Source organism: Streptomyces sp. NPDC058052, from assembly GCF_042885515.1.
In the GTDB taxonomy this organism is placed as follows: Bacteria; Actinomycetota; Actinomycetes; order Streptomycetales; family Streptomycetaceae; genus Streptomyces.
On sequence record NZ_JBHVRX010000014.1, the window covers coordinates 34197 to 54943 of the forward strand.

Annotated in this window: 21 protein-coding genes; 12 read left to right on the forward strand and 9 right to left on the reverse strand. The window is 75.1% G+C overall.

The genetic code is table 11. The features are described from left to right. Positions 1-138 precede the first annotated feature (138 nt). Both ACFVU3_RS20275 and ACFVU3_RS20280 read left to right on the forward strand, forming a co-directional pair. A complete protein-coding gene (locus ACFVU3_RS20275) occupies positions 139-2019 on the forward strand; it encodes a CocE/NonD family hydrolase C-terminal non-catalytic domain-containing protein (RefSeq protein WP_390067922.1) in 1881 nt (626 codons plus the stop codon). A 69-nt stretch (positions 2020-2088) separates the two neighbouring features. Then, positions 2089-3273 carry an alpha/beta hydrolase family protein gene (locus ACFVU3_RS20280; protein WP_390067923.1) on the forward strand — a complete coding sequence of 395 codons (1185 nt, stop codon included), beginning with the start codon at positions 2089-2091 and terminating at the stop codon, positions 3271-3273. A gap of 37 nt (positions 3274-3310) precedes the next feature. Here ACFVU3_RS20280 and ACFVU3_RS20285 read toward each other — a convergent pair whose 3' ends face one another. The 4 genes from ACFVU3_RS20285 to ACFVU3_RS20300 form a co-directional block, all read right to left on the reverse strand. Continuing rightward, positions 3311-3898 (reverse strand): nucleosidase, encoded by a 588-nt coding sequence (locus tag ACFVU3_RS20285; protein ID WP_390067925.1) that lies wholly within the window; start codon positions 3896-3898, stop codon positions 3311-3313. A 117-nt stretch (positions 3899-4015) separates the two neighbouring features. Continuing rightward, positions 4016-4228, reverse strand: coding sequence for a DNA-binding protein (locus ACFVU3_RS20290; RefSeq protein WP_390067927.1), 213 nt, complete (start codon positions 4226-4228; stop codon positions 4016-4018). Between the two features lie 98 nt (positions 4229-4326). Then, positions 4327-5709: a VWA domain-containing protein gene (locus tag ACFVU3_RS20295; RefSeq protein WP_390067928.1), complete on the reverse strand. Its 1383-nt coding sequence runs from the start codon at positions 5707-5709 to the stop codon at positions 4327-4329. A 50-nt stretch (positions 5710-5759) separates the two neighbouring features. Further along, positions 5760-6629 (reverse strand): AAA family ATPase, encoded by an 870-nt coding sequence (locus tag ACFVU3_RS20300; protein ID WP_390067930.1) that lies wholly within the window; start codon positions 6627-6629, stop codon positions 5760-5762. A 188-nt stretch (positions 6630-6817) separates the two neighbouring features. Between ACFVU3_RS20300 and ACFVU3_RS20305 the strand changes: the two genes are divergently transcribed. Together ACFVU3_RS20305 and ACFVU3_RS20310 are read left to right on the forward strand one after the other, a co-directional pair. After that, complete coding sequence (locus tag ACFVU3_RS20305) at positions 6818-7927, forward strand: PP2C family protein-serine/threonine phosphatase (RefSeq protein ID WP_390067932.1); 1110 nt, start codon at positions 6818-6820, stop codon at positions 7925-7927. A gap of 150 nt (positions 7928-8077) precedes the next feature. Beyond that, on the forward strand, positions 8078-8443 hold the full coding sequence (locus ACFVU3_RS20310) for a luciferase family protein (protein ID WP_390067934.1): 366 nt from the start codon (positions 8078-8080) through the stop codon (positions 8441-8443). A gap of 19 nt (positions 8444-8462) precedes the next feature. Here the strand turns inward: ACFVU3_RS20310 and ACFVU3_RS20315 are convergent, their stop codons facing one another. Beyond that, positions 8463-8981: a PaaI family thioesterase gene (locus ACFVU3_RS20315; protein ID WP_390067936.1), complete on the reverse strand. Its 519-nt coding sequence runs from the start codon at positions 8979-8981 to the stop codon at positions 8463-8465. A 104-nt stretch (positions 8982-9085) separates the two neighbouring features. Between ACFVU3_RS20315 and ACFVU3_RS20320 the strand changes: the two genes are divergently transcribed. Then, positions 9086-9562 (forward strand): winged helix-turn-helix transcriptional regulator, encoded by a 477-nt coding sequence (locus tag ACFVU3_RS20320; RefSeq protein ID WP_390067938.1) that lies wholly within the window; start codon positions 9086-9088, stop codon positions 9560-9562. Between the two features lie 109 nt (positions 9563-9671). Next, complete coding sequence (locus ACFVU3_RS20325) at positions 9672-10535, forward strand: YhjD/YihY/BrkB family envelope integrity protein (RefSeq protein WP_390067940.1); 864 nt, start codon at positions 9672-9674, stop codon at positions 10533-10535. Positions 10536-10547: 12 nt separating this feature from the next. Here the strand turns inward: ACFVU3_RS20325 and ACFVU3_RS20330 are convergent, their stop codons facing one another. Both ACFVU3_RS20330 and ACFVU3_RS20335 read right to left on the reverse strand, forming a co-directional pair. Next, a complete protein-coding gene (locus ACFVU3_RS20330; RefSeq protein WP_390067942.1) occupies positions 10548-11375 on the reverse strand; it encodes an ABC transporter permease in 828 nt (275 codons plus the stop codon). Beyond that, positions 11372-12280 carry an ABC transporter ATP-binding protein gene (locus ACFVU3_RS20335; RefSeq protein ID WP_390067944.1) on the reverse strand — a complete coding sequence of 303 codons (909 nt, stop codon included), beginning with the start codon at positions 12278-12280 and terminating at the stop codon, positions 11372-11374. The genes ACFVU3_RS20330 and ACFVU3_RS20335 overlap by 4 nt, the downstream gene beginning before the upstream one ends. Before the next feature lie 133 nt (positions 12281-12413). Between ACFVU3_RS20335 and ACFVU3_RS20340 the strand changes: the two genes are divergently transcribed. The 4 genes from ACFVU3_RS20340 to ACFVU3_RS20355 all read left to right on the forward strand — a co-directional run bounded on the left by ACFVU3_RS20340 (position 12414) and on the right by ACFVU3_RS20355 (position 15383). Continuing rightward, positions 12414-13667 (forward strand): sensor histidine kinase, encoded by a 1254-nt coding sequence (locus ACFVU3_RS20340; protein ID WP_390067946.1) that lies wholly within the window; start codon positions 12414-12416, stop codon positions 13665-13667. Beyond that, positions 13664-14383: a response regulator gene (locus tag ACFVU3_RS20345; RefSeq protein WP_390067948.1), complete on the forward strand. Its 720-nt coding sequence runs from the start codon at positions 13664-13666 to the stop codon at positions 14381-14383. Before ACFVU3_RS20340 ends, ACFVU3_RS20345 begins: the two co-directional genes overlap by 4 nt. 155 nt (positions 14384-14538) lie before the next feature. After that, the gene (locus ACFVU3_RS20350) at positions 14539-14757 is read left to right on the forward strand and encodes a hypothetical protein (RefSeq protein ID WP_390067949.1); all 219 of its coding nucleotides are present in this window, start codon (positions 14539-14541) and stop codon (positions 14755-14757) included. Positions 14758-14876: 119 nt separating this feature from the next. Then, complete coding sequence (locus tag ACFVU3_RS20355) at positions 14877-15383, forward strand: peptidylprolyl isomerase (RefSeq protein WP_390067951.1); 507 nt, start codon at positions 14877-14879, stop codon at positions 15381-15383. Positions 15384-15468: 85 nt separating this feature from the next. Here ACFVU3_RS20355 and ACFVU3_RS20360 read toward each other — a convergent pair whose 3' ends face one another. Together ACFVU3_RS20360 and ACFVU3_RS20365 are read right to left on the reverse strand one after the other, a co-directional pair. Continuing rightward, positions 15469-15717, reverse strand: a complete 249-nt coding sequence (locus ACFVU3_RS20360) for a type B 50S ribosomal protein L31 (protein WP_169092250.1) — start codon at positions 15715-15717, stop codon at positions 15469-15471. Positions 15718-15846: 129 nt separating this feature from the next. Then, the gene (locus ACFVU3_RS20365; RefSeq protein WP_390067954.1) at positions 15847-18408 is read right to left on the reverse strand and encodes a SpoIIE family protein phosphatase; all 2562 of its coding nucleotides are present in this window, start codon (positions 18406-18408) and stop codon (positions 15847-15849) included. A 229-nt stretch (positions 18409-18637) separates the two neighbouring features. On the opposite strand from ACFVU3_RS20365, the gene ACFVU3_RS20370 reads away from it, so the two are divergent. Continuing rightward, complete coding sequence (locus ACFVU3_RS20370) at positions 18638-19402, forward strand: alpha/beta fold hydrolase (RefSeq protein WP_390067956.1); 765 nt, start codon at positions 18638-18640, stop codon at positions 19400-19402. Between the two features lie 301 nt (positions 19403-19703). Continuing rightward, the gene (locus ACFVU3_RS20375; RefSeq protein WP_390067958.1) at positions 19704-20627 is read left to right on the forward strand and encodes a universal stress protein; all 924 of its coding nucleotides are present in this window, start codon (positions 19704-19706) and stop codon (positions 20625-20627) included. Positions 20628-20747: the final 120 nt, after the last annotated feature.

Here is a 20747-nt window from a genome sequence, read left to right on the forward strand (position 1 = left end):
GGCGGCCTGGGTCGTTCCCGCCCCGTTGCATGATCCGTGCGCCCTTCGTGCGCTCTGGTCGCTCCCTTCCCGATACGTGAGGCTTGCGTGCGTCCGCATGACGGACGGTCACACTCCAGTCGAGAGGAACGGGTGCACGTGCCCCAGCCCAACCCCACCACCGACGGCTCGTCCGAGGAGTTCCCGGGCTTCCCCGGGCTCAGGACCACCCTCACCGAGGCCGACGCGGACCGCGTCGCGGCCGACGGCCTCTGGGCCTCGGGCGGCACGGTCCACCCCGAGGCCGTCCGCTTCGGCCAGACCGTCGTCACCGCCCTCCTCACCGACGGACCGCTCCCGGAAGGGCAGCTCCCCACCGCACTCGCCGAACGCGTCGCCCGGGTGCGCGGCCTCGCCCTGCCCGGCTACCACCGCATCGAGACCACCGACGGCCACCGGCTCTCCGCCTTCAGCCTGCGGCAGCTCGGCCCCGGTCCGCACCCCCTCGTCGTCGTCCCCTCCGGCTGGACCCCCTTCGGCTGGGGCCTCTTCCCCGGCGCCTACCTCGCCCTCGCCCTCCGCGGCTACCACGTCCTCGCCTACACCCCGCGCGGCCTCGGCATCCCGGGCCTCCCCACCACCTCCGAGGGGTACGTCGACGTCGCAGGCCCGCACGACGTGGCCGACGGCTCCACCGTCGTCGACTTCGGCATCGAACGCTTCGCCCCCGCCGTCACCGGCTTCCTGGGCGAGTCCTACGGCTCCGGCATCAGCCAGCTCGTCGCCGCCCACGACGAACGCGTCGCCGCGGTCGTCGCCCTCAGCACCTGGGGCGACCTCGCCGCCAGCCTCTACGACAACCGGACCCGTCACCTCGCCGCCGTGAAGGCCCTCATCGGCTTCACGGGCGGTCCCGTGGAGGAGAAGTTCGACGAGGAGAACCGGCGGATCCTCGACGACTTCCTGAACGATCGGAACCTCGATGCCGTCGTCCGCTGGGGCGAGCGCCGCTCACCGCGGACGTACACCGACCTCACCGACGACCACGGCACCCCCACCTTCTACTCGAACACCTGGCACGAGAGCCTCTTCGCGGTCAACGAGGCCGTCGACACCTTCGACCGGCTCCGCGTCCCCAAGCGGCTCAACCTCTGGATCGGCGACCACGCGGCCCCCGAGGGCGCCGGCCTCCTCGGCACCTCCCTCGGCGCCCCCGACCCGGTCCTGGACGAGGCGTACGCCTGGCTCGACCACCACCTCAAGGGCGAGCGCAACGGCGTCGAGGAGTGGGACGAGGTCTGCGGCCAGGTGATGTTCACCTACGTCACCGAGCCCGCCCTCGACCCGGTCACCGGGCAGCCCACCGGCGCGAACCGGATCGTGGAACCCGCCGTCCGCGAGTCCCGGCCCACCTGGCAGGACGTCACCGTCGGCCACGAACACCTCGGTCTCACCGGCGACGGCGCCGGCGGCACCGACGGCCGGCTCGTCCCGGCGGACGCCGACGCGGAGACCACCGGCTGGCGCCGCACCTTCCTGGCCGGCGTCGACACCGAGGCCACCGCCATGGGCGAACTCCTCCGCACCGGCCAGGCCGAGTGGAAGGGCAACCCCAAGATCTACGACACCCACAAGATCGACCGGCGGCACGCCCTCGCCTGGACCACCGAACCGCTGCTCGCCGCCGACGGCGGCCCCGTCGGCCGCCGCGTCCGCGGCGTCCCCCGGCTCCGTCTCACCGTCCGCTCCACCGTCACGGCGGCCGGCCTCATCGCCCACCTCTTCGACGTCGCCGAGGACGGCACGGCGCGCATCATCACCCACGAGCCGCTGAACGCCTACGACCTGACCGCCGACCAGGACACCACCGTCACCTGGAGCCTCCAGGCCGCCGCCTACGACATCCCCGCCGGCCACCGCCTGATGCTCGTCGTCGACAGCAAGGACCCGCTGTACGGGGACGCCTCCGTCACCTGGACGCAGACCGAACTCGGCTCCCCGCCCGGGGCCGCCTCCTACCTGGAGCTGCCCCTCGGCTGAACCTCCTCCGCCCGGGGTACGCCTCGCGGAGGACGCGGGGCCCGGGCGGGTCCTTCTAGCGTGATCCGCATGAAGCGACTCACCCGGGCGGCCGCGTCCGCCGTCCTCGCCTGTTCCCTCGCGTTATCCGCCGGCACCGCCGCCGCCTCACCGGAGGGTGCCGGGCCCGCCGCGCAGACCCGTACCGCGGTGCCCACCACCCCCCTCGCGCTGCCGGCACCGACCGGCCCGCACCCCGTCGGCAGCACCGTCCTGCCGCTCGTCGACCGCACCCGCACCGACCCCTGGGTGCCGACGGCGGACGGACGGCGGCTGATGGTCACGCTCCACTACCCGGCCGCGCGCCCCGGCGGCGGACCGCGCGCCCCGTACGCCACCCGCGAGGAGGCGCGCCGCCTGGCCGAGGGGATCGGCGCCACCCCCGCGATGCCGGCGGACGTCGTCGCCGCCACCCGGACCCACAGCAGGAGCGACGTCCGCCCCGCACCCGGACGCCGCCCGCTCGTGCTCCTCTCCCCGGGCTTCTCCGTCTCCCGCTGGACCCTCACCCACCTCGCCGAGGACCTCGCCTCGCGCGGCTACGTCGTCGCCTCCGTCGACCACGCCTACGAGTCGTACGGCATCACCCTGCCCGGCGGCGAGACGCTGGGCTGCGTCGCCTGCGTCGCCCTCGACGAACAGGGCGTCCCCGGCAGCGTCGTGACCTCGACCCGCGCCGCCGACATGCGCTTCGTCCTGGACCGGCTCACCGGCCCCCGCCCCGTGTGGCGGCACGCGCGCGTGATCGACACGCGCCGGATCGGGATGGCCGGGCACTCCATCGGCGGCGCGAGCGCGGCCACCGCGATGGTGGCCGACCGCAGGATCGACGCCGGGGTGAACATGGACGGCGCCTTCTGGGAGAAGCTGCCGGCGGAAGGGCTGCGGGGCCGTCCCTTCCTGATGCTCGGCACCCACGACCAGGTCCACCTGCCGGGCGGCGAGGACACCACCTGGGACCGGACGTGGCCGGCGCTCGACGGGTGGAAGCGGTGGCTGACGATCGCCGGATCCGCGCACTCGACCTACTCGGACTTCCCGCTGATCGAGCGCCACTTCGGCCTGCCCGTCCCGGAGATCGCGCCCGAGCGGGCCGTCTCCCTCACCCGCGCCTACGTGGCGGCCTTCTTCGACCGCCATCTGCGCGGGGCGCCGGACGGCTTGCTCGCCGGGCCCTCCCCGGACCACCCGGAGGTCCACTTCCACAACCCGTGACCGCACGGGCGGGCGGGGAGGGGGCGGGCGGCCCGCGTCAGGCGCGGTACGCCGGGATGTGAGCCGCCGCCCAGTCGGCCAGCTCGCGGGAGCAGGCGGCGACCGAGTCGCGCCAGGTGCGGTCCGCGCCGTCACCGGCCTCGTCGCTCACGTGCTTCACGATCCGCAGCGCCACCCCGGCCTGCTCCGCCGCCGTGGCCAGCGCGTAGCCCTCCATGTCGACGAGCGGCGCCCGCTCGGCGAGGCGGGCCCGGGCGGCCTCGTCGGAGATGAACGCGTCCCCGGTGGCGAGGACCACGTCCCCGCCGTCGGGGAGCGCGATCGGCGCCCCGTACGTCTCGCCCGTCAGCGTCGCGAGCAGTTCGCTGTCCAGATCGTGCTGGACGACCGTGCCGATGACATGGGTGCCGGTCCAGCCGGGACGCAGGGCGCCGGCGGTGCCGAGGTTGACGATGCCCGTGGGACGCGGACCCCGGCCCAGGACCGAGGCGAGCGCGGTCGCCGCGTTCACCTTGCCCATGCCGGTGAGGAGCACGGGCAGCCTCGTGTCGAAGAACTGCGCCTCCTCCTTGACGGCGAGGACGAGCAGCGGGCGGTCGGGGGTGATCTCTCCCAGGAGTTCCATGGGCCCCACGCTAGTTCGCCCGCCCCGGGACCGTACAGCCGGGACGGTGGGGGAGTGCGGGGACCGGGACCGGGGCGCGGCCGGCGGGCGAGGGCGCGGCGGCGGGCCGTGCGCCGGTCAGCCGAGGGAGCGGCCGCGCTCCGCCAATGCCTCGCCGAGCACCCGCAGAGCCTTGGGGCCGACGCCGTGCAGGGCGGCGAGTTCGGCCGCCGGCACGTCCGCGAGCTGGTCGAGCCGGGTGTAGCCGGCGGCGACGAGGGCGCGGGTCGCGGGCGCGCCGACGCCGTGCGGGAAGTCGGTCCCGGGACGGTCGGATCCGGTCGTGGCCATGGGGCGATCGTGCCACGGGCGGAGCGGGTCCGCCCGTGTTCCGGCCCGGATCGGGCGTGCCGCGGTCCGGTCGGGGCGCCGGCGGCCGGGCCGCGCGGTCAGACCGGGAGCAGTCGTCCGACGAGGTCGCCGAGCTGGCGGGCGTTCCGGCAGGGCCGCATGTCCACCAGCTCCGCGTAGAGCGGGGCCACCGAGTCGCCCGTGCCCCACAGCGCCGGCTGCTCCGGGTTGAGCCAGTGCACCCGGCGGGCGCGCCGCGCGATCAGCCGCAGCGACTCCGTCCGGGGGTCGGCCCGGTTCGTGCGGGCGTCCCCGAGGACGAAGACGACCGTACGAGGGCCGAGCGCGTCCGCGTACCGCTCGGCGAACTCGTCGAGCGCCGTCCCGTAGTCGCTCTGACCGTGCCAGCCGGTGAGCCGGGCCTCCGCGAGGATCCGCTCGCCCAGGCCCGCGGGGTCCGCCGCACCCCGTGCGAGGAGACCGGTGACCTCGTCGACCCGGTTGACGAAGGCGAAGACCCGCACCCGGCCGAACTGGTCGTGCAGGGCCTGCACCAGCAACATCGTGAACTGGGCGAAGCCGGCCACCGACCCGGACACGTCGCACAGCAGCACCAGCTCGGGGCGGCCGGGACGACGCCGGCGCAGCACCGGCCGCACCGGCACGCCGCCGGTGGAGAGCGAACCCCGGAGGGTCCGGCGCAGGTCGATCTCGCCGCGCGAGGCCCGGCGCCTGCGGGCCGCGAGCCGGGTGGCCAGCTTCCGCGCCAGCGGCCGGACCGTACGCCGCAGCTCGTCCAGCTGCTCCCGGCCGGCCAGCAGGAAGTCGACCCGGTCCGCCGTCCCGGCCACCGCCCGCCGGGCCACCCGGTCACGGCCCTGCCGGTCGGCGACCCGCCGCCGCGCCTCGGTCCGCACCCGCTCGCGGAACCCCTCGATCGCCCGCCGGATCTCGTCGTCGAGCAGCCGGTCGGAGAACTCCGGCTCCGGGCCGTCGGCCGTGCGCGCGGCACGCACCCGGGCGAGCAGGGTCTCGGGCCGGAGCCGGGAGAGCGTCTGGTACGAGGACCAGCCGTCGGTCCCGGGGCCGGAGCCGTAGCCGCCGAGACCGGCGACCGCCTCGGCCGCGAGCCGGTCCAGGAGGGCCGTGTCGCCGGCGGCCAGGGCCTCGGCGATCCGCTCGCGCAGACCGGCGAGGCCGCCGGCGTCGCTGCCCTCGCCTCCCGGACCGGTGGCGGACCGGTCGCCGGGGCCCGGGTCGGTCGCGGTCACCGTCGCCGGGAAGTACAGGTCGAAGACCCGGTCGAAGACCGGACGCTGCCGTTCCCCGTGCAGCAGGGTCGCGGCGAGCGCCTCCCGCATCCGCTCCCGGTCGGCGAAGCCGACCGCCTCCAGCGCGAGCCCGGCGTCGACGGTCTCCCCGGTGCCGATGCCGCATCCGTGGTCGCGCAGCGCCGCCACGAGCCCGGTCAGCCGGGCCACGGGCCCCTCGGCCGGGGACGGGCCGGCGGGGGCGGGCCCGGGACCGCCGCTCACACCGCGTCCAGGTCGAGCTTGGCCGCCGCCTTCACGATGTCGTCCTGGTGCTTGAGCAGCACGCCCAGGGTCTCCCGGACCACCCGCTCGTCCAGCCGGTCCGCGCCCAGCGCGAGGAGCGTGCGGGCCCAGTCGATCGTCTCCGACACCGAGGGCACCTTCCGCAGGTCCATCGCGCGCAGCGCCCCGGCGACCCGCACGACCGAGGCGGCCAGGGCCGCGTCCAGACCAGGCACCTTCAGCGTGACGATCCGGCGCTCCAGCTCCTCCTCCGGGAAGCCGATGTGCAGGAAGAGACAGCGCCGCCGCAGCGCCTCGGACAGCTCGCGGCTCGCGTTGGAGGTGAGGACCGTGAAGGGGCGGCGGGCGGCGGTGATCGTCCCCAGTTCGGGCACGGTGACCTGGAAGTCGCCGAGGACCTCCAGGAGCAGGCCCTCCACCTCGACGTCGGCCTTGTCGGTCTCGTCCACGAGCAGCACGGTCGGCTCCTCGGAACGGATCGCGGTCAGCAGCGGCCGGGGGAGCAGGAACTCCTCGCTGAAGATGTCGGTGCGGGTCTCGTCCCAGGACTCGTCCCGCCCGGCCGTGATGCGCAGCAGCTGCTTGGCGTGGTTCCACTCGTACAGCGCCCGGGCCTCGTCGACGCCCTCGTAGCACTGGAGCCGGACGAGCCGGGCACCCGTCGCCTCCGTCACGGCCTTGGCCAGCTGTGTCTTTCCGACGCCGGCGGGACCCTCGACGAGCAGCGGCTTGCCCAGCCGGTCGGCGAGGAAGACCGTGGTGGCGACGGCGGGGGAGGCCAGGTATCCGGTCGCCGCGAGCCGTTCGGCGACCTCGTCGACGGAGCCGAAGAACCCGTTCGTCATGGCAGTCCCCCCGGGGAGCGAAGTTTCTTACTGGCCGGTAGCCTCTGGTGGTACTTGATCAGATCCCGCATCGCCGCACAACCGTTCCCGCACCGCCGTGTGCCGCGCGCGGAACGCCGCCCGCTGGTGCAATGGGGGTGAGCGGGCGCCCGCCGCCCGCCCGGTGGCCGCGCGGCGGTGGAGGTGTCGTGGCGGAGAAGAACGAGGCCGAGCGGCGCCTGTCGGCCGCTCTGGAGGTGGCGATCGGCCTGATCGGCACCACGCTCGACGAGGCCGTCACCTGCCGCGAACTCGCCTCCTTCCTCGCCCGTCACCCCGGCGGCACCGCCACCATCGCGCTGACGCCCGGCAAGCGCGAGAGCGCCACCCCCGACACCCTCCCGGCCGGCCCGGCGGTCCCCGCCGCCCCGGAGGCCGTCCACACGCTCACCGCCCCGCTCGCCGTGGACCGCGAGCGCCCCCTGGGCACGGTCACGATCACCCGCGCCGCACCCCCGTACACCGACGGCGACCTCGCCGTGCTGCGGCAGGCGGCGCGTCTCGCCGCCCGCCACATCCGGCACGCCCGCCGGCTCGCCGCCACCGAGGACACCGCCCTCCACCTCCAGCGCGCCCTCGTCGCCGAACCCGGCCGGCCCCACCCCAACCTGGAGATCGCCGGCCGGTATCTGCCGGCCGGGCCGCGCACCCTGGTCGGCGGTGACTGGTTCGAGACGGTGCGGCTCCATTTCGGCCGCAGCCTGCTCGTCGTCGGCGACGTCATGGGGCACGGCCTGGACGCGGCGGTCGACATGAACGCCTACCGGTCCGCGCTCCGGGAGGTCGCCGCCACCGACCTCCCGCCCCACCGGGTGCTGCGACACCTGGACGCGGTCGTCGCGCAGGACGGCGCCCGGCGCCCCGCGACCTGCCTGCTGGTCCGCGTGGACCCGGGGCGCGGCACGGCCACCTTCGCCAGCGCCGGCCACCTCCCGCCCGCGGTCTTCGGCCCGGACGGCTCCGCCGAGCTGGTGGACCTGCCGGTCGGCCCCCCGCTCGGCACCGGCGTCGGCGGCTACGACCCGGCCACCCGCGCGCTCGGGGAGGGCGACACGCTGCTGCTCTTCACGGACGGACTGGTCGAGCGCCGGGGGGAGGACATCGACGTCTCGCTGGCGCGGCTGGCCGGCCTGCGCCTGCCGCCGGAACCCGGACCGGAACAGGTCGTCGACGAGGTCCTCGGGCGGCTCGACGCCCACCACGCCGAGGACGACGTCGCCGTCCTCGCGGCCCGCGTCCGCACCCGCCCGGCGAGCTGACTCCGCGGCCGTGACGCAGCGCTCATCCCACCCCACCGACGGTGGTGACACAGCGTCACCTCGCCCTCCTCGGCCGATGGTTTCCGGCCTCGACGGGATTCTTTCGCCAGGACGCTTGTGCCGCGCCCCGCGGCCCGTCACGCTCCTCGTATGAACACGGCCAGGCATGCCAGTGAACGTCTGATGAGCTGGCCCTCGCTGACCCGTGGCCGTGCGCACTGCGGTGCTGAACTCGGCCTCGGGACGGCGACGGAGGAGATCGTCCACTTCCACGGCGAGCACGAGGCCGACGTCCACCTCACCCGCGCGATGGTCGCCCGGCTGCGGCCCGCCCTCCAGACCTCGACCGCGCTACGGCTGCGGGCCGGCTCCGGCTGGGTGACGGTCCGGCTCGACACCGGTTCCGACATCGACCTGCTGGCCACCCTGGTCAGCGCGGCCCTCCAGGCCGCCGCGGCCCCCGACGCCGCCCCGGACCGCTGTACCCGCGCCCGTCCGGTCCTCGTCCTGCGCTGACCGGACGGGCGCGCGGGCGTCAGGCGCGAGCGCCGTCGCCCGTCTCCCGGCCGGGAACCGGGAAGAGCATGCAGGTGCTGGTCGCGTGCGCGAGGAGGCGGTCCTCGCTGTCGTACAGCCCCGCCTCCGCGAGCGCGGTGCGCCGGCCCCGCGAGATGACCGTGCCGATGGCCCGCACCTTCCCGGTGTCCATCGTGATCGGCCGCAGGAAGCGGGTCTGCAGGTCGAGCGAGGTGTACGCGGTCCCCAGCGGGAGCGTGGTGTGCACCGCGCACCCCGCCGCCGAGTCCAGGAGCGTGGCGTAGACCCCGCCGTGCACGCTCCCGATCGGGTTGTAGTGCTCCTCGCCGGGCTCCAGGACGAAGACCGCCCGCCCCTCCTCGGCCTCCTCCAGCGAGAACCCGAGCAGCGCCGCGATCGGCGGCCCCGGCAGCCGGCCCGCGATCATCTCGCGCAGGAAGTCGAGCCCCGCCATCGACGCCGCCGCCCGTGCCGTGGCCCCGGCGTCCTCCCACTCGACCGTGCGCGACCGCCCCATGACCACTCCACTCCGTCGTTCCCCGTCGGCTGGCTCTGTACAGCGAAGCTAGCCCTCTCCTCATCTGACTGTCAACGACGCAGCCAGGTGGCTAGAGTGTGACGATGAAGTGGCTGGAGACGGACACCGAGAATTGCTCGGTCCGCCGCACCCTGGACCTCGTGGGCGAGAAGTGGAGCCTGCTCATCCTGCGCGACGCCTTCAACGGCGTCCGCCGGTACGACGATTTCCGCCGCCATATCGGACTCTCCGAGGCCGTCCTCGCCGACCGGCTCCGCAAACTCGTCGCCGCCGGAGTGCTCCGCATCGTCCCCTACCAGGAACCCGGCACCCGCACCCGCAACGAGTACCGGCTCACCCCCAAGGGCGTCGACCTCTGGCCCGTCATGCTCGCCCTCAAGCAGTGGGGCGACACCCACACCGGCGACCCCGAGGGCCCCGCCCTGGACATCCACCACACCGGCTGCGGATCCCCCGTCCAGGTCGTCGTCCAGTGCGCCGGCGACGACGCCGAGGTCCTCACCGCCCGCGAGGTCACCGTCGCCCCCGGCCCCGGCGCCCGCCCCCTGCCCTCCCCCTGACCGCTCCACCGCCACCGGCCCCCCGCCATACCCCGCGCGGGCACCCGCACCCCACCCGTTCGGCCGCATCACTGCGGGACCCGGCCCTCCGGCGGGTACCGGACCAGACATGCCCCCCACCCCCGGTACGCCGCGCGACCAGCCGCCGCACGAACACGCTTCCCGGTTCGAGCGGTTGCACGCCCGCCTGCTCGATTCACCCGTGGGGCTCGCCTGGAACCGCGGCCGCGCCATGGAACTCATGCACCGCGCCATGGGGTTCGCCGCCCTCAGCCTCCTCACCCTCGTCCCCCTCCTCATCGTCGTGGCCTCCGCCGACCTCGCCCGCGGCCAGGGCTTCGCCCGCTGGCTCATCCAGGGCCTCGGCGTCACCGAGGTCTCCCAGGAGGAGGTCGAACGGCTCTTCGGCCAGCCCGGCCAGGCCCTCCAGCGCACCACCGCCTTCGGCCTCGGCGCCCTCGCCGCCTTCGGCGTCACCTTCGGCTCCGCCGTCCAGACCGGCTACGAACGCGCCTGGGACCTCCCCACCGCCCGCTGGCACACCATGTGGCGCCACATCGTCTGGCTCGCCGTCCTCGTCGCCGCCCTCCTCCTCTTCGTCGCCTTCCCCGCCCCCGAGAACGCCTCCGCCGGCGTCACCGTCCTCGTCGCCCTCGGCGACCTCATCGGCACCTTCCTCTTCTTCTGGTGGTCCCAGCGCTTCCTCCTCTGCGGCCGCATCCGCTGGGGCGCCCTCCTGCCCGGCGCCGTGCTCACCGCCCTCGGCCTCCTCGGACTGCGGGTCTTCTCCCAGCTCGTCTTCTCCCCCCTGATCGCCTCCAACGCCGTCACCTACGGCCAGTTCGGCACCGTCCTCGTCCTCCAGTCCTGGCTCGTCGGCGTCGGCTTCGTCGTCTACGGCAGCGCCCTCGTCGGCCGCCTCGTCCACGAGACCCGCCTCCGCCGCCGCCTCACCCGCGCGGGCCACCTCTGAACGGCCCCCGCCTCACTGGTCCCGCCGCCGCACCGCCACGACCGTCACCAGCACCGCCACCAGGGCCCAGGCGCCGTACACCAGCCACGCTCCGCCCGTCGTCCACGGGAACGGCGCCATCGCCCCCTCGCCGGCCAGCCGCTGCCATGCCCGCAGCGGCGTCGCGTGCCCCAGCACCGCCGTCAGCCGGCGCTCCTCGCTCAGCACCATCGGCAGCAGCAACAGCATCACCACCGCGCCGACCACCGCCGCCGCCCCCCGCCGCACGAGCGCCCCCAGCGCCATCCCCGCCAGCGCGCACACCGGAGCCAGCAGCGCCGACGCCACCACCAGCCGCACCGCCCCCGGATGGCTCAACGACACCCCGGTGTCCCGCAGCGACAGCACCGCCTGTGTCGCCCAGAACGACCCGCCCGCGACCACCGCGCCGAACCCGGCCTGCACCCCGGCCAGCACCAGCGCCTTCGCCGATATCAACGCCCCCCGCGCCGGCACCGCCGCGAACGTCGTCCGCACCTGACCGCTGCCGTACTCGCCGACCACCGCCACCGCGCCCATCGCCGCCGAGCACAGCACCAGCACCATCGCCGCGTTCGCCGTGAACGCGTCCCCGAGCGCCAGACCGTCCGTCACGAACGCCGCCCGCGCGGCCTCGTCGTACGCGCTCCAGTACCGGTAGTGGTCCCACGCCGTACCCACGTTGAACGCCATCACCGCCAGCACGCCCAGCAGCAGCGACCAGCCCGTCGACCGCAGGGACCACAGCTTCAGCCACTCCGAAGCCACCAGATCGCGGAACCGGTCCCTCGGCTCCGTCACGGGAACGACCAGCGTCGTCATCGGACACCCCCTGCCGTGTAGTCGGCGCTCTCCGCCGTCAGCTCCATGAACGCTTCCTCCAGCGAGGCCCTGCGGGTCGTCAGCTGGTCCAACACCACCCGGTGCTCCACCGCCAGCTCGCCTATCCGTGCCGCGCTCAGCCCCGTCACCGTCAGCCGGCCCTCCTCCGAGACGACCTCCGCGCCCGCCGCCAGCAGCAGCGGTGTGAGCACGCCCGGCACCGGTGTTCCGACCGCCACGCTCGGCCGTGCCCCGCGTGCCGCGAACTCCGCCAGACTCTCCTCGGCTATCAGCCGGCCCTGGCCCACCACCACCAGGTCGTCGGCCGTGTGCTCCATCTCGCTCATCAGATGGCTGGAGACGAAGACCGTCCGCCCCTCCTCGGCGAGCCGCCGGAACAGCCCCCGCACCCAGCGCACCCCCTCCGGATCCAGCCCGTTCAGCGGCTCGTCGAAGAGCAGCACCGGCGGATCGCCCAGCAGCGCGCCGGCTATCCCCAGCCGCTGCCGCATGCCCAGCGAGAAGCCGCCTATCCGCCGCCGCGCCGCGGCGCCGAGACCGACCTCCTCCAGCACCTCGTCGACCCGCGCGAGCGGTATCCGATTGCTCCGCGCGAGCACCGCGAGGTGCGCGCGGGCGGTGCGGCCGCCGTGCACGTCCGCGGCGTCGAGGAGCGCGCCCACGTGCCGCAGCCCGCGCGGCCGGTCCGCGAACCGGCGGCCCCCGACCGTCACCGCGCCGCTGGTCGGCGCGTGCAGTCCGAGGACCATCCGCAACGTCGTGCTCTTCCCCGCTCCGTTGGGCCCGAGGAAGCCGGTGACCCGGCCCGGCCGCACGGTGAACGTCAGCCCGTCGACCGCGGTGGTGGCGCCGTAGCGCTTCGTGATGTCCCTGACTTCGATCATGTCCACCACGGTGCCGTCCGGGCCCCGCCCCGGACATCCGACCAGGACGGACAATCGTGCCGCCGGCAGTCATCCCCGGTCGTACAACCAGGGGTTGATGACCCGACACGGCTCCGCGATCTACGATCACGTCATGTCAGCGACCTCGGCAGCGCCGCTCCGCAAACGGGTCACGCCCGGATGGTGGGCGGCGCTCGCCTGGCTCGCCGGACTGCTCTTCACCGTGCTCCTGCGCCTGCGTCTGCCCGGTCAGGAAGAGGCCGACGTCCTCGTGGGCGTCGTCTTCCTCCGCTGGGACGGGCTGACCATGCTCGCCCTCGCCACCGCCCTCGCCCTCCGCGGCAGCGCGCTCCTCGACCGCCGGCCCCTCGCCGGGCTCGGCCACCTCCTCGCGGCGGCCGTCCTCTGCTCCTTCCCGCTGGGCGTCACCGCCATACCGCTCGCCCAGTACCTCGCCGTCGACGTCGCCCTCTACACCATCGCGGCGCGCCGCCCGCCGAAGGAGTCCGACCGCGCCGCCTTCCTCGCGGTCGGGGTCGTCCTCGGCCACCTCGCCGTCCGGTTCCTCGCCGGCTGGACCGCCGGCACCACCACCGCCCTCGCCGTCCTCTCCACCGCGGGCGCCGTGTGGCTCCTCGGCCGGTCCGCACGCCAGAACCGCCTCCACGCCGAGGAGACCCGCGCCCGCGTCGCCGAACAGGCCGTCATCGCCGAAAGGCTGCGGATCGCCCGCGAGATGCACGACACCGTCGCCCACAGCATCGGCATCGTCGCCCTCCAGGCCGGCGCCGCCCGCCTCGTCATCGACAAACGACCCGAACTGGCCCGCGAGGCCCTCGGCGAGATCGAGACCGCGAGCCGGGAGACCCTCGCCGGACTCCGCCGCATGCTCGGCGCCCTCCGCACCGCCGACACCCCGCCCGACCCGTCCGACCCGACCGGCGGCACCTCTGCCGAGCCCGCCCTCGCCGGTATGCCCGGGCTCGCCTCGCTCGACCGGCTCGCCGAGACGACCGGAGCCGCGGGCGTGCGCGTCACCGTCCGCCGCGTCGGCGCCCCGCGCCCCCTGCCGCCCGACATCGACCTCTCGGCCTTCCGTGTCCTCCAGGAGTCCGTCACCAACGTCGTCCGGCACTCCGGGGCCGACACCTGCACCGTCACCGTCGACCAGCGCGACCCCGAGACCCTCGCCCTCACCGTCGAGGACCCCGGGCCCGTCCCGGGCCGCGGACGCGACCGGACCGGCGAAGGATCCGGCTACGGCCTCCTCGGCATGCGCGAGCGCGTCGGACTGCTGCACGGGGAGTTCACCGCCGGACCCCGCCCCGGCGGCGGCTTCCGCGTCACCGCCCACCTGCCCGTCCCACCAGGAGCCGCCCCCGCATGAGCGACACCACCACCGCTCCCGCCACCACCCCGCGTCAGGTCCGGGTCGTCCTCGCCGACGACCAGCCCCTCGTGCGCACCGCCCTGCGCATGGTCATCGCCGAGACCGACGACCTCCTCGTCGCCGGCGAGGCGTCCGACGGCGCGGAAGCCGTCCGGCTCGTCGAGGAGACCGGCGCCGACGTCGTCGTCATGGACCTGCGGATGCCCGGCACCGACGGCATCGAGGCCACCCGGCGGATCACCGAGGGCCGCACCGGCGCCCGCGTCGTCGTCCTCACCACCTTCGACGACGACGACCACGTCTACGGCGCCCTCCACGCCGGCGCCTCCGGCTTCCTGGTGAAGGACATGGCCATGGACGACATCCTGGCCGCCGTCCGGATCGTCGCCTCAGGCGACGCCCTCATCGCCCCCGGCGTCACCGGACGCCTCATCAAGGAGTTCGCCCGCCGCCCCCGCGACGGCCGGGACACGGCCGCATCCGGCCCGACCCCCGCCGCGCTCCGGCTCGCCGAGCGCACCACCGAACGCGAACAGGAGGTGCTCACCCTCGTCGGCCGCGGCCTGTCCAACCACGAGATCGCCGACGAACTCCACATCACCCTCGGCACCGTGAAGACCTATGTCACGCGACTCCTCGCCAAACTCGAAGCCCGCGACCGGGTCCAGCTCGTGATCCTCGCCTATGAGGCCGGCCTCGTCTCCACCGGCTGACGTCGCCCCGTGCCGCACCCCACCGGCCGCACTCGATCGGCCGGTCTCCGCCCGTGCCGGTCTCCGCCCGTGCCGGCTGGGCCTCCCGCCGCACTGCCGTCGGCCGGCGGGGCACGGACCCGTAACCCTTTGCCGTCCCAGTAGTTGACCAGGGCATGAAGAAGCGCAGCATGCTCGCCATCGCCTCCCTCGCCGCAGGCGTCGTCACCGCCCTCGTCACGCCGCCGCCGCAGGCCAGCGCCGCGGAGACCCCCCTCGGCCTCGGCAGCGCCACCGGGCTCCTCCAGGAGGAGGGCGCCGCGACCGTCCTCCACGAGACCGTCACGAACGTGGAGGGCACCGTCGCCGACGGCTCCGGCCAGGGACTCCGCTGAACCAGTCCCCACCGCCTCCGGTGCCCCGCGCCCCTGCCGGTGCGGGGCACCGGCGCGCCGTGACCCGCCGGGAGGCGGCCCGTGCGCGCGCGGTGTGCGGGTAATGACAGGATGTCCTCATGAGCGACAACAAGAACAACGTTTTCTTCGACATCACCATCAACGACGAGCCGGCCGGCCGGATCGTCTTCAAGCTGTTCGACGAGGTCGTCCCGAAGACGGCGCAGAACTTCCGCGAGCTCGCCACCGGCCAGCACGGCTTCGGCTACGAGGGTTCGCCGTTCCACCGCGTCATCCCCGCCTTCATGCTCCAGGGCGGTGACTTCACCCGCGGCAACGGCACCGGCGGCAAGAGCATCTACGGCGAGAAGTTCGCGGACGAGAACTTCACCCTCAAGCACGACCGCCCGTACCTGCTCTCGATGGCGAACGCGGGCAAGAACACCAACGGTTCGCAGTTCTTCATCACCACCATCGTCACCGACTGGCTCGACGGCAAGCACGTCGTCTTCGGCGAGGTCGTCGAGGGCCAGGACGTCGTCAAGAAGGTCGAGGCCCTGGGCTCCCGCTCCGGCTCCACCAGCGCCGTCATCAAGATCGGCAAGTCCGGCGTCGTCGAGGGCTGACCCGCCCCCTCGTGTCACCTCACGGCACGGGGCGGCCGGAGCGAAGTCCACCGACTCCCCTCCGCCGCCCCGGCCCGCGGGGGCCTCAGCCGCCCTCGCCGTACCGCCGCTCGAACTTGGCGATCCGGCCCTCCGTGTCCACGGTCCGCGCCTTGCCCGTGAAGAACGGGTGGCTCTCCGACGAGATCTCGACGTCGATCACCGGATACGTGTTGCCGTCGTCCCACTCGATGGTCCGCTCGCTCGTCGCCGTCGACCGGGTCAGGAACGCGTACCCCGCCGAGCGGTCACGGAAGACCACGGGCCGGTAGTCGGGCTGCTTGTCCTGCTGCACGGGACCTCCTCGCCTCGGGCGGCCGCCGCGCGGCCACCCCGTCACATCCGGGCCCGAACGGCACGGACTTCCCCAGCCTCGCCGCGTCCGGCACCGCCGACCAGCGCCGCTGACCCGACCGGGTGAGGGCTACCCGTGCTCCCTCGGCCAGCGGGCCGCCAGCAGCAGGGCGATGTCGTCGGGTCGGTCCGACGCCCGTACCGCCTCGTGCATCAGCCGGTCCGCGGCCTCCGCCAGCGGCAGCGAGCCCGTCGACGCCAGGGTCCGCCGCAGCCGCTCCACCCCCTCGTCGATGTCGGCGCCCGGCCGCTCCACCAGCCCGTCCGTGAACAGGGCGAGGACCGCGCCCTCGGCCAGCCGCAGCCGCGTCACCGGATACGCGGCACGCCCGTCCACCCCGAGCACCACACCGCCCGCGATGTCCAGCAGCTCCGCCGTCCCGTCCGGATGCCGCAGCAACGGCTGCGGATGTCCGGCCCGCACCGCCCGCACGTCCCCCGTCCGCGCGTCCAGGACCATGTAGCAGCAGCTCGCGAACTGTCCCGGGTCCAGGTCGATGAGGAGCCGGTTGGTGCCGCGCACCACCTCCTGCGGAGGCAGGCCGCTCAGCGCGAACGCCCGCACCGCGCTCCGCAGCTGGCCCATCGTCGCCGCCGCCGCGACCCCGTGCCCCTGCACGTCCCCGATGACCAGCGCCAGCTCGCCCGCCGCCGTCTCCACCACGTCGTACCAGTCGCCGCCCACGTCCATGCCCTGCGTGCCGGGCAGATAGCGGCCCACCGTCTCCACGCCCTCCTCCGCCGGCAGCAGGTGCGGCAGCAGCGCGTCCTGGAGGCCCCGCGCGACCGCGGCCTCGGAGTCGTACCGCTGCGCCCGCTCCAGCGCCTGCGCGATCAGCCCGGCCAGCGCCGTGAGCACCGCCCGCTCCTCCGGACCGAAGTCGCGCGGCCGGTCGAAGCCGAGGATGCACGACCCCACCGGGCGGCCCGAGGCGATCAGCGGCAGGAACGCCCGCGCGCCCGTCTCCGCGTCCAGCGGAAGCTCCGGATAGGTCCGGCGCAGGATCTCCATCGACTCGAAGAACAGCGCCCGGCCACTCGTCAGCGCGTCCACCCCCGGGACCCGGGCGTCGAGTGGCGCCCCGTCGAACTGGTCCAGGAAGCCGGGCGGGAAACCCGTCTCCCAGGCCAGGTAGAGACGCCGGTCGCTCAACAGGTAGATCGCCAGCTGGCGGCCCCCGAAGGCCGGCAGCAGCTCCTCGGTGACCACCGCCGACACCTGCCGCGCCGTCACGGCCTCCGTCAGCGCGATCGCCAGCGCCACCGGCCGGTAGAGCGACGCCGCCCGGGTGCTCTCCGGCCCGAGTCCGTCCTCGGCGGCCGGAGCCGGCGCGGGGGCCGGCTCCGGGTGCAGGGGCGGCACGGACGCGGGGACGGCCAGATGCGGGGGAACCGTCTCCGCCGGGACCGGGTCCTCCTGCGGGACGAGCACCATGGTCACGCCGTCCCGGCCCGGGTACAGCGACACCGACAGCCACCGGCCGTCGTCCGGGCGGGCCAGGAACCGCACCGGCTCGCTCGACAGCAGCGCCGCCCGCAGCTGCTCCTCGTGGAACGGATGGCCGAACCACGGAAGCGCCTCCCACAGCGGCCGCCCGGCCAGCGCCCCGCGGGGGCGCCCCAGCAGCCGCTCGGTGAGCTCGTTCACGTAGGTGATCCGGGCGAGCCGGTCGATGGCCAGGATGGCCCGCGGCAGCCGGTCGGTGGCGTCCGAGCCGATCAGCCCGGTGCCCAGGTCCACCAGGGCGCCCGCCAGGTGCCCGTGCCCGTCCTTGCCGACGAACCGCGAGCGCGCCGACACCTCCAGAAGGTGCAGCCCGCCGTCGGGCCCCTTCAGCCGAAGCCGGCGCACCGAGCCCCCGCCGTCCGCCGCGCCCGTCCGGCGGGCCGCCGCCCACAGCGCGTAGCCGTCCTCCGGCTCCAGCCGCGAGGTCAGCGCCTCGATCGGCAGCGGGGAGGCGTCCGGCACGCCGAGGATCGCCCGCAGCCCGTCGTCCATGGTCACGGTCCCCGACGCCAGGTCCCAGTCGAAGGAGCCGAACCGCACCGGCGGCACCGACCCCGAGGGCAGCTGGACGCAGATCGGGTCGCCGGGCCACCACACCCCGGTGCCGCCGGCTGAGAGTTCCGTGAGCACCTCGCCCAGCCGCAGCCCGCACCGGGTCATCCGCTCCCGGTCCCGGGCGCCGACCGGCAGGCCCGGGGTCGGCGGCCGCAGCACCACGAGGACCCCGAACCGCTCCCTGCCCGCGACGACGGGGACGTACAGCGAGGAGAACGGGAAGGGCAGGCTCGCCACCAGCTGCGGGAACCGGCGCATCGACTCCTCGACGTCCGCCAGGTGCACGGCCTGCCCGGAGCGGTGCACCTCTGCGACCGGGAAGGGCCGGTTGGTGTGCATCCGGGACCAGGGCCGGAACAGCTCGCCGGGCAGCCCGGCCAGCACCGAGAGCCGCAGCAGCCCCTCCGTGCCGGAGCGCAGGTAGACCCCGCCGGCGTACCCCCCGACCGCCTCGACGGCGTCCGTCGCCGCCTCCGCCAGAGCCTGCGTCAGGGCGGGCGGCGGCGGACCGGGCGGCGGGGCGTGCGGGCTCACACAGTCAGGATGCGCCCGGCGTGAAACCTGCCGCATCCCGGCGCCCGGCCCGCGGCCGCCCTCCACGGCCCGACGCCACGCGCGCGTGGCGGACGATGTCGGGGCCGGAACGACCCCCTCGCGCGTGCCGGAGTCGTTCCCCTGGCCCACCACCCTGTTGACCCGGCGCGTCCGGGCCGTCACACTCGGTCGTCGTCCGCCGCCGTCACGAGCGCGCGGAGGACACCACCACACACGCAGCACCACCTCGCGCACAGGGGGCACCATGACCGGCCGGGTCCTTCCGTACGACGTCCACGGCGACGGCCCGGGGAGGGCCCTCGTCCTCCACAACTGGTTCGGCGACCGCAGCAGCTTCGACGAGCTCCGCGCCCACCTCGACGAGTCGGCGGGCAGCTACGCCTTCCTCGACTGCCGCGGCTACGGCGAGGCCCGTGACGCCGACGGCGCCTTCACCATGGAGGAGGTCGCCGCGGACGCCCTGGCCGTCGCCGACGACCTGGGCTGGGACTCCTTCTCCGTCGTCGGCCACTCCATGGGCGGCAAGGCCGCGCAGCTGATGCTGCTCGACGCGCCCGAGCGGGTGCGCTCGATCGTCGGGATCTCGCCCGTCTCGGCAGCGGGCTTCCCCCTCGACGAGGAGAGCCGGCAGCTGTTCGCCGGGGCCGCCGACGACCCGGCGCTGCGCCGGGTGATCATCGACCACACCACCGGCGGCCGGCATGCCGCCCCCTGGCTGGACGCCGTCGTCGACCGCTCGGTGAGCCGCTCCTCGGCCGCCGCCTTCCGTGCCTACCTGGACTCCTGGTCCGGCCCCGACTTCCACAAGCGGATCCGTGACAACCCGACCCCGGTGCTGCTGGTCGTCGGCGCGCACGATCCGGCGCTGGGCGCGGAGGCCATGGAGGCGACCTGGCTGCGCTGGTATCCCAACGCCCGCCTCGAAGTCCTGGCGGACGCCGGCCACTACCCGCCGGAGGAGACGCCGAAGGACCTCGCCCGCGCCATCGAGGCATTCCTCGCGGCCTGAACTCCGGGGGTGGGGCCCGACCGCGGCGCGTCGCCGGGCCAGCTGGTGTCGCCGTCGGCCCGACTCCGGGCGTCGCCCCGCCCCAGGGTGCCGTCCGGGTCCCGCAGTCCCTCGCCCCGAACGCCCTCGCCCCGCACCCCTCGCCGTACAGGGTCCCGGGGCCCTCGCTTCCGGGACCTTTCGCGGGGCCGCGCGGGACTTCCGGCCCGCGTGGCGTCCGGTCCGGCGGGCAGTCCACGGGTGTACTCGATCACGAGGGCACCCGCGATCGGCGGAGCACCACCGGAAGGACGGAAGAGCGATGGGGCGCAGCGAGGAACCGGCCGCGGCGGCGGAGACCACGACCGGAGGGGCGGGCGGCGGTCCGTTCGTCCTCGTCGGGACGGACGGCTCGCCGTCGGCGCTGCGGGTGGTGGAGGTGGCGGCGCGGGAGGCCGGGCAGCGCGGCGTGCGGCTGGTCGTCGCGCACGCGTTCATCTGGCCGCTCTTCCGCGTGAGCCTGGAACCGTCCCTGTACGGGCCCACCGAGGGCGGGCTGCGGCGGCAGGCGCAGATCGTCCTCGACACGGCGGTGGCCCGGGCCAGGGCGGTGGCCCCGGACACGGAGGTCTCCGGCGAACTGATCTCGGGCGAGCCGCTGGTGGTCCTCGCCACCCGCTCCCGGGGCGCGGAGCTGGTGGTCGTCGCCAGCCGGGGCACCGGCGCCTTCGGCGGGCTGGTGCTCGGTTCGGTCGCCGTCCACCTCGCCGCCCACGCCGAGTGTCCGGTCCTGGTGGTGCGCGGCCGGGACGAGCCGGAGGGGCCGGTGCTGCTGGCGGTCGACGGCTCGCCGGACTCCGACGCGGCCGTCGACTTCGCGTTCGCGGAGGCGCGGGCGCGCGGGGCGGAGCTCGTCGCCGTCCACGCGTGGGCACCGCGTTCCGGGCCGGGGGACCTCACGCCGCTCTTCCACGGGGCCGAGGAGGTGCACGCGGAGGCGGGCCGCGTCCTGGACGCGGCGCTGGCCCGGGCCGCCGAGCGGCACCCCGGGACGAAGGCGGAGCCCCGGCTGCTGCGCGGCAAGCCCCGTGAGGTGCTGCTGGAGGAGAGCGGGAGCGCCCAGCTCGTCGTCATGGGCGCCCGGGGCCGCGGCGGCTTCGCCGGACTGCTGCTGGGCTCCGTGAGCCAGGCCCTGCTGCACCACGCCCACTGCCCCGTCGCCGTCGTCCGGAACAGCGCGGGCTGAGGCGGACGGCGGACCCACCTGCCGGGCCCCGGGCCGAGGCGGCGGTCCGCGGGCGGGTGGGACCCTGGAGGTACGGGCCGGGCCGGACGGCCCTCCGGCGGGGGGAAGCGCCCACCGGGA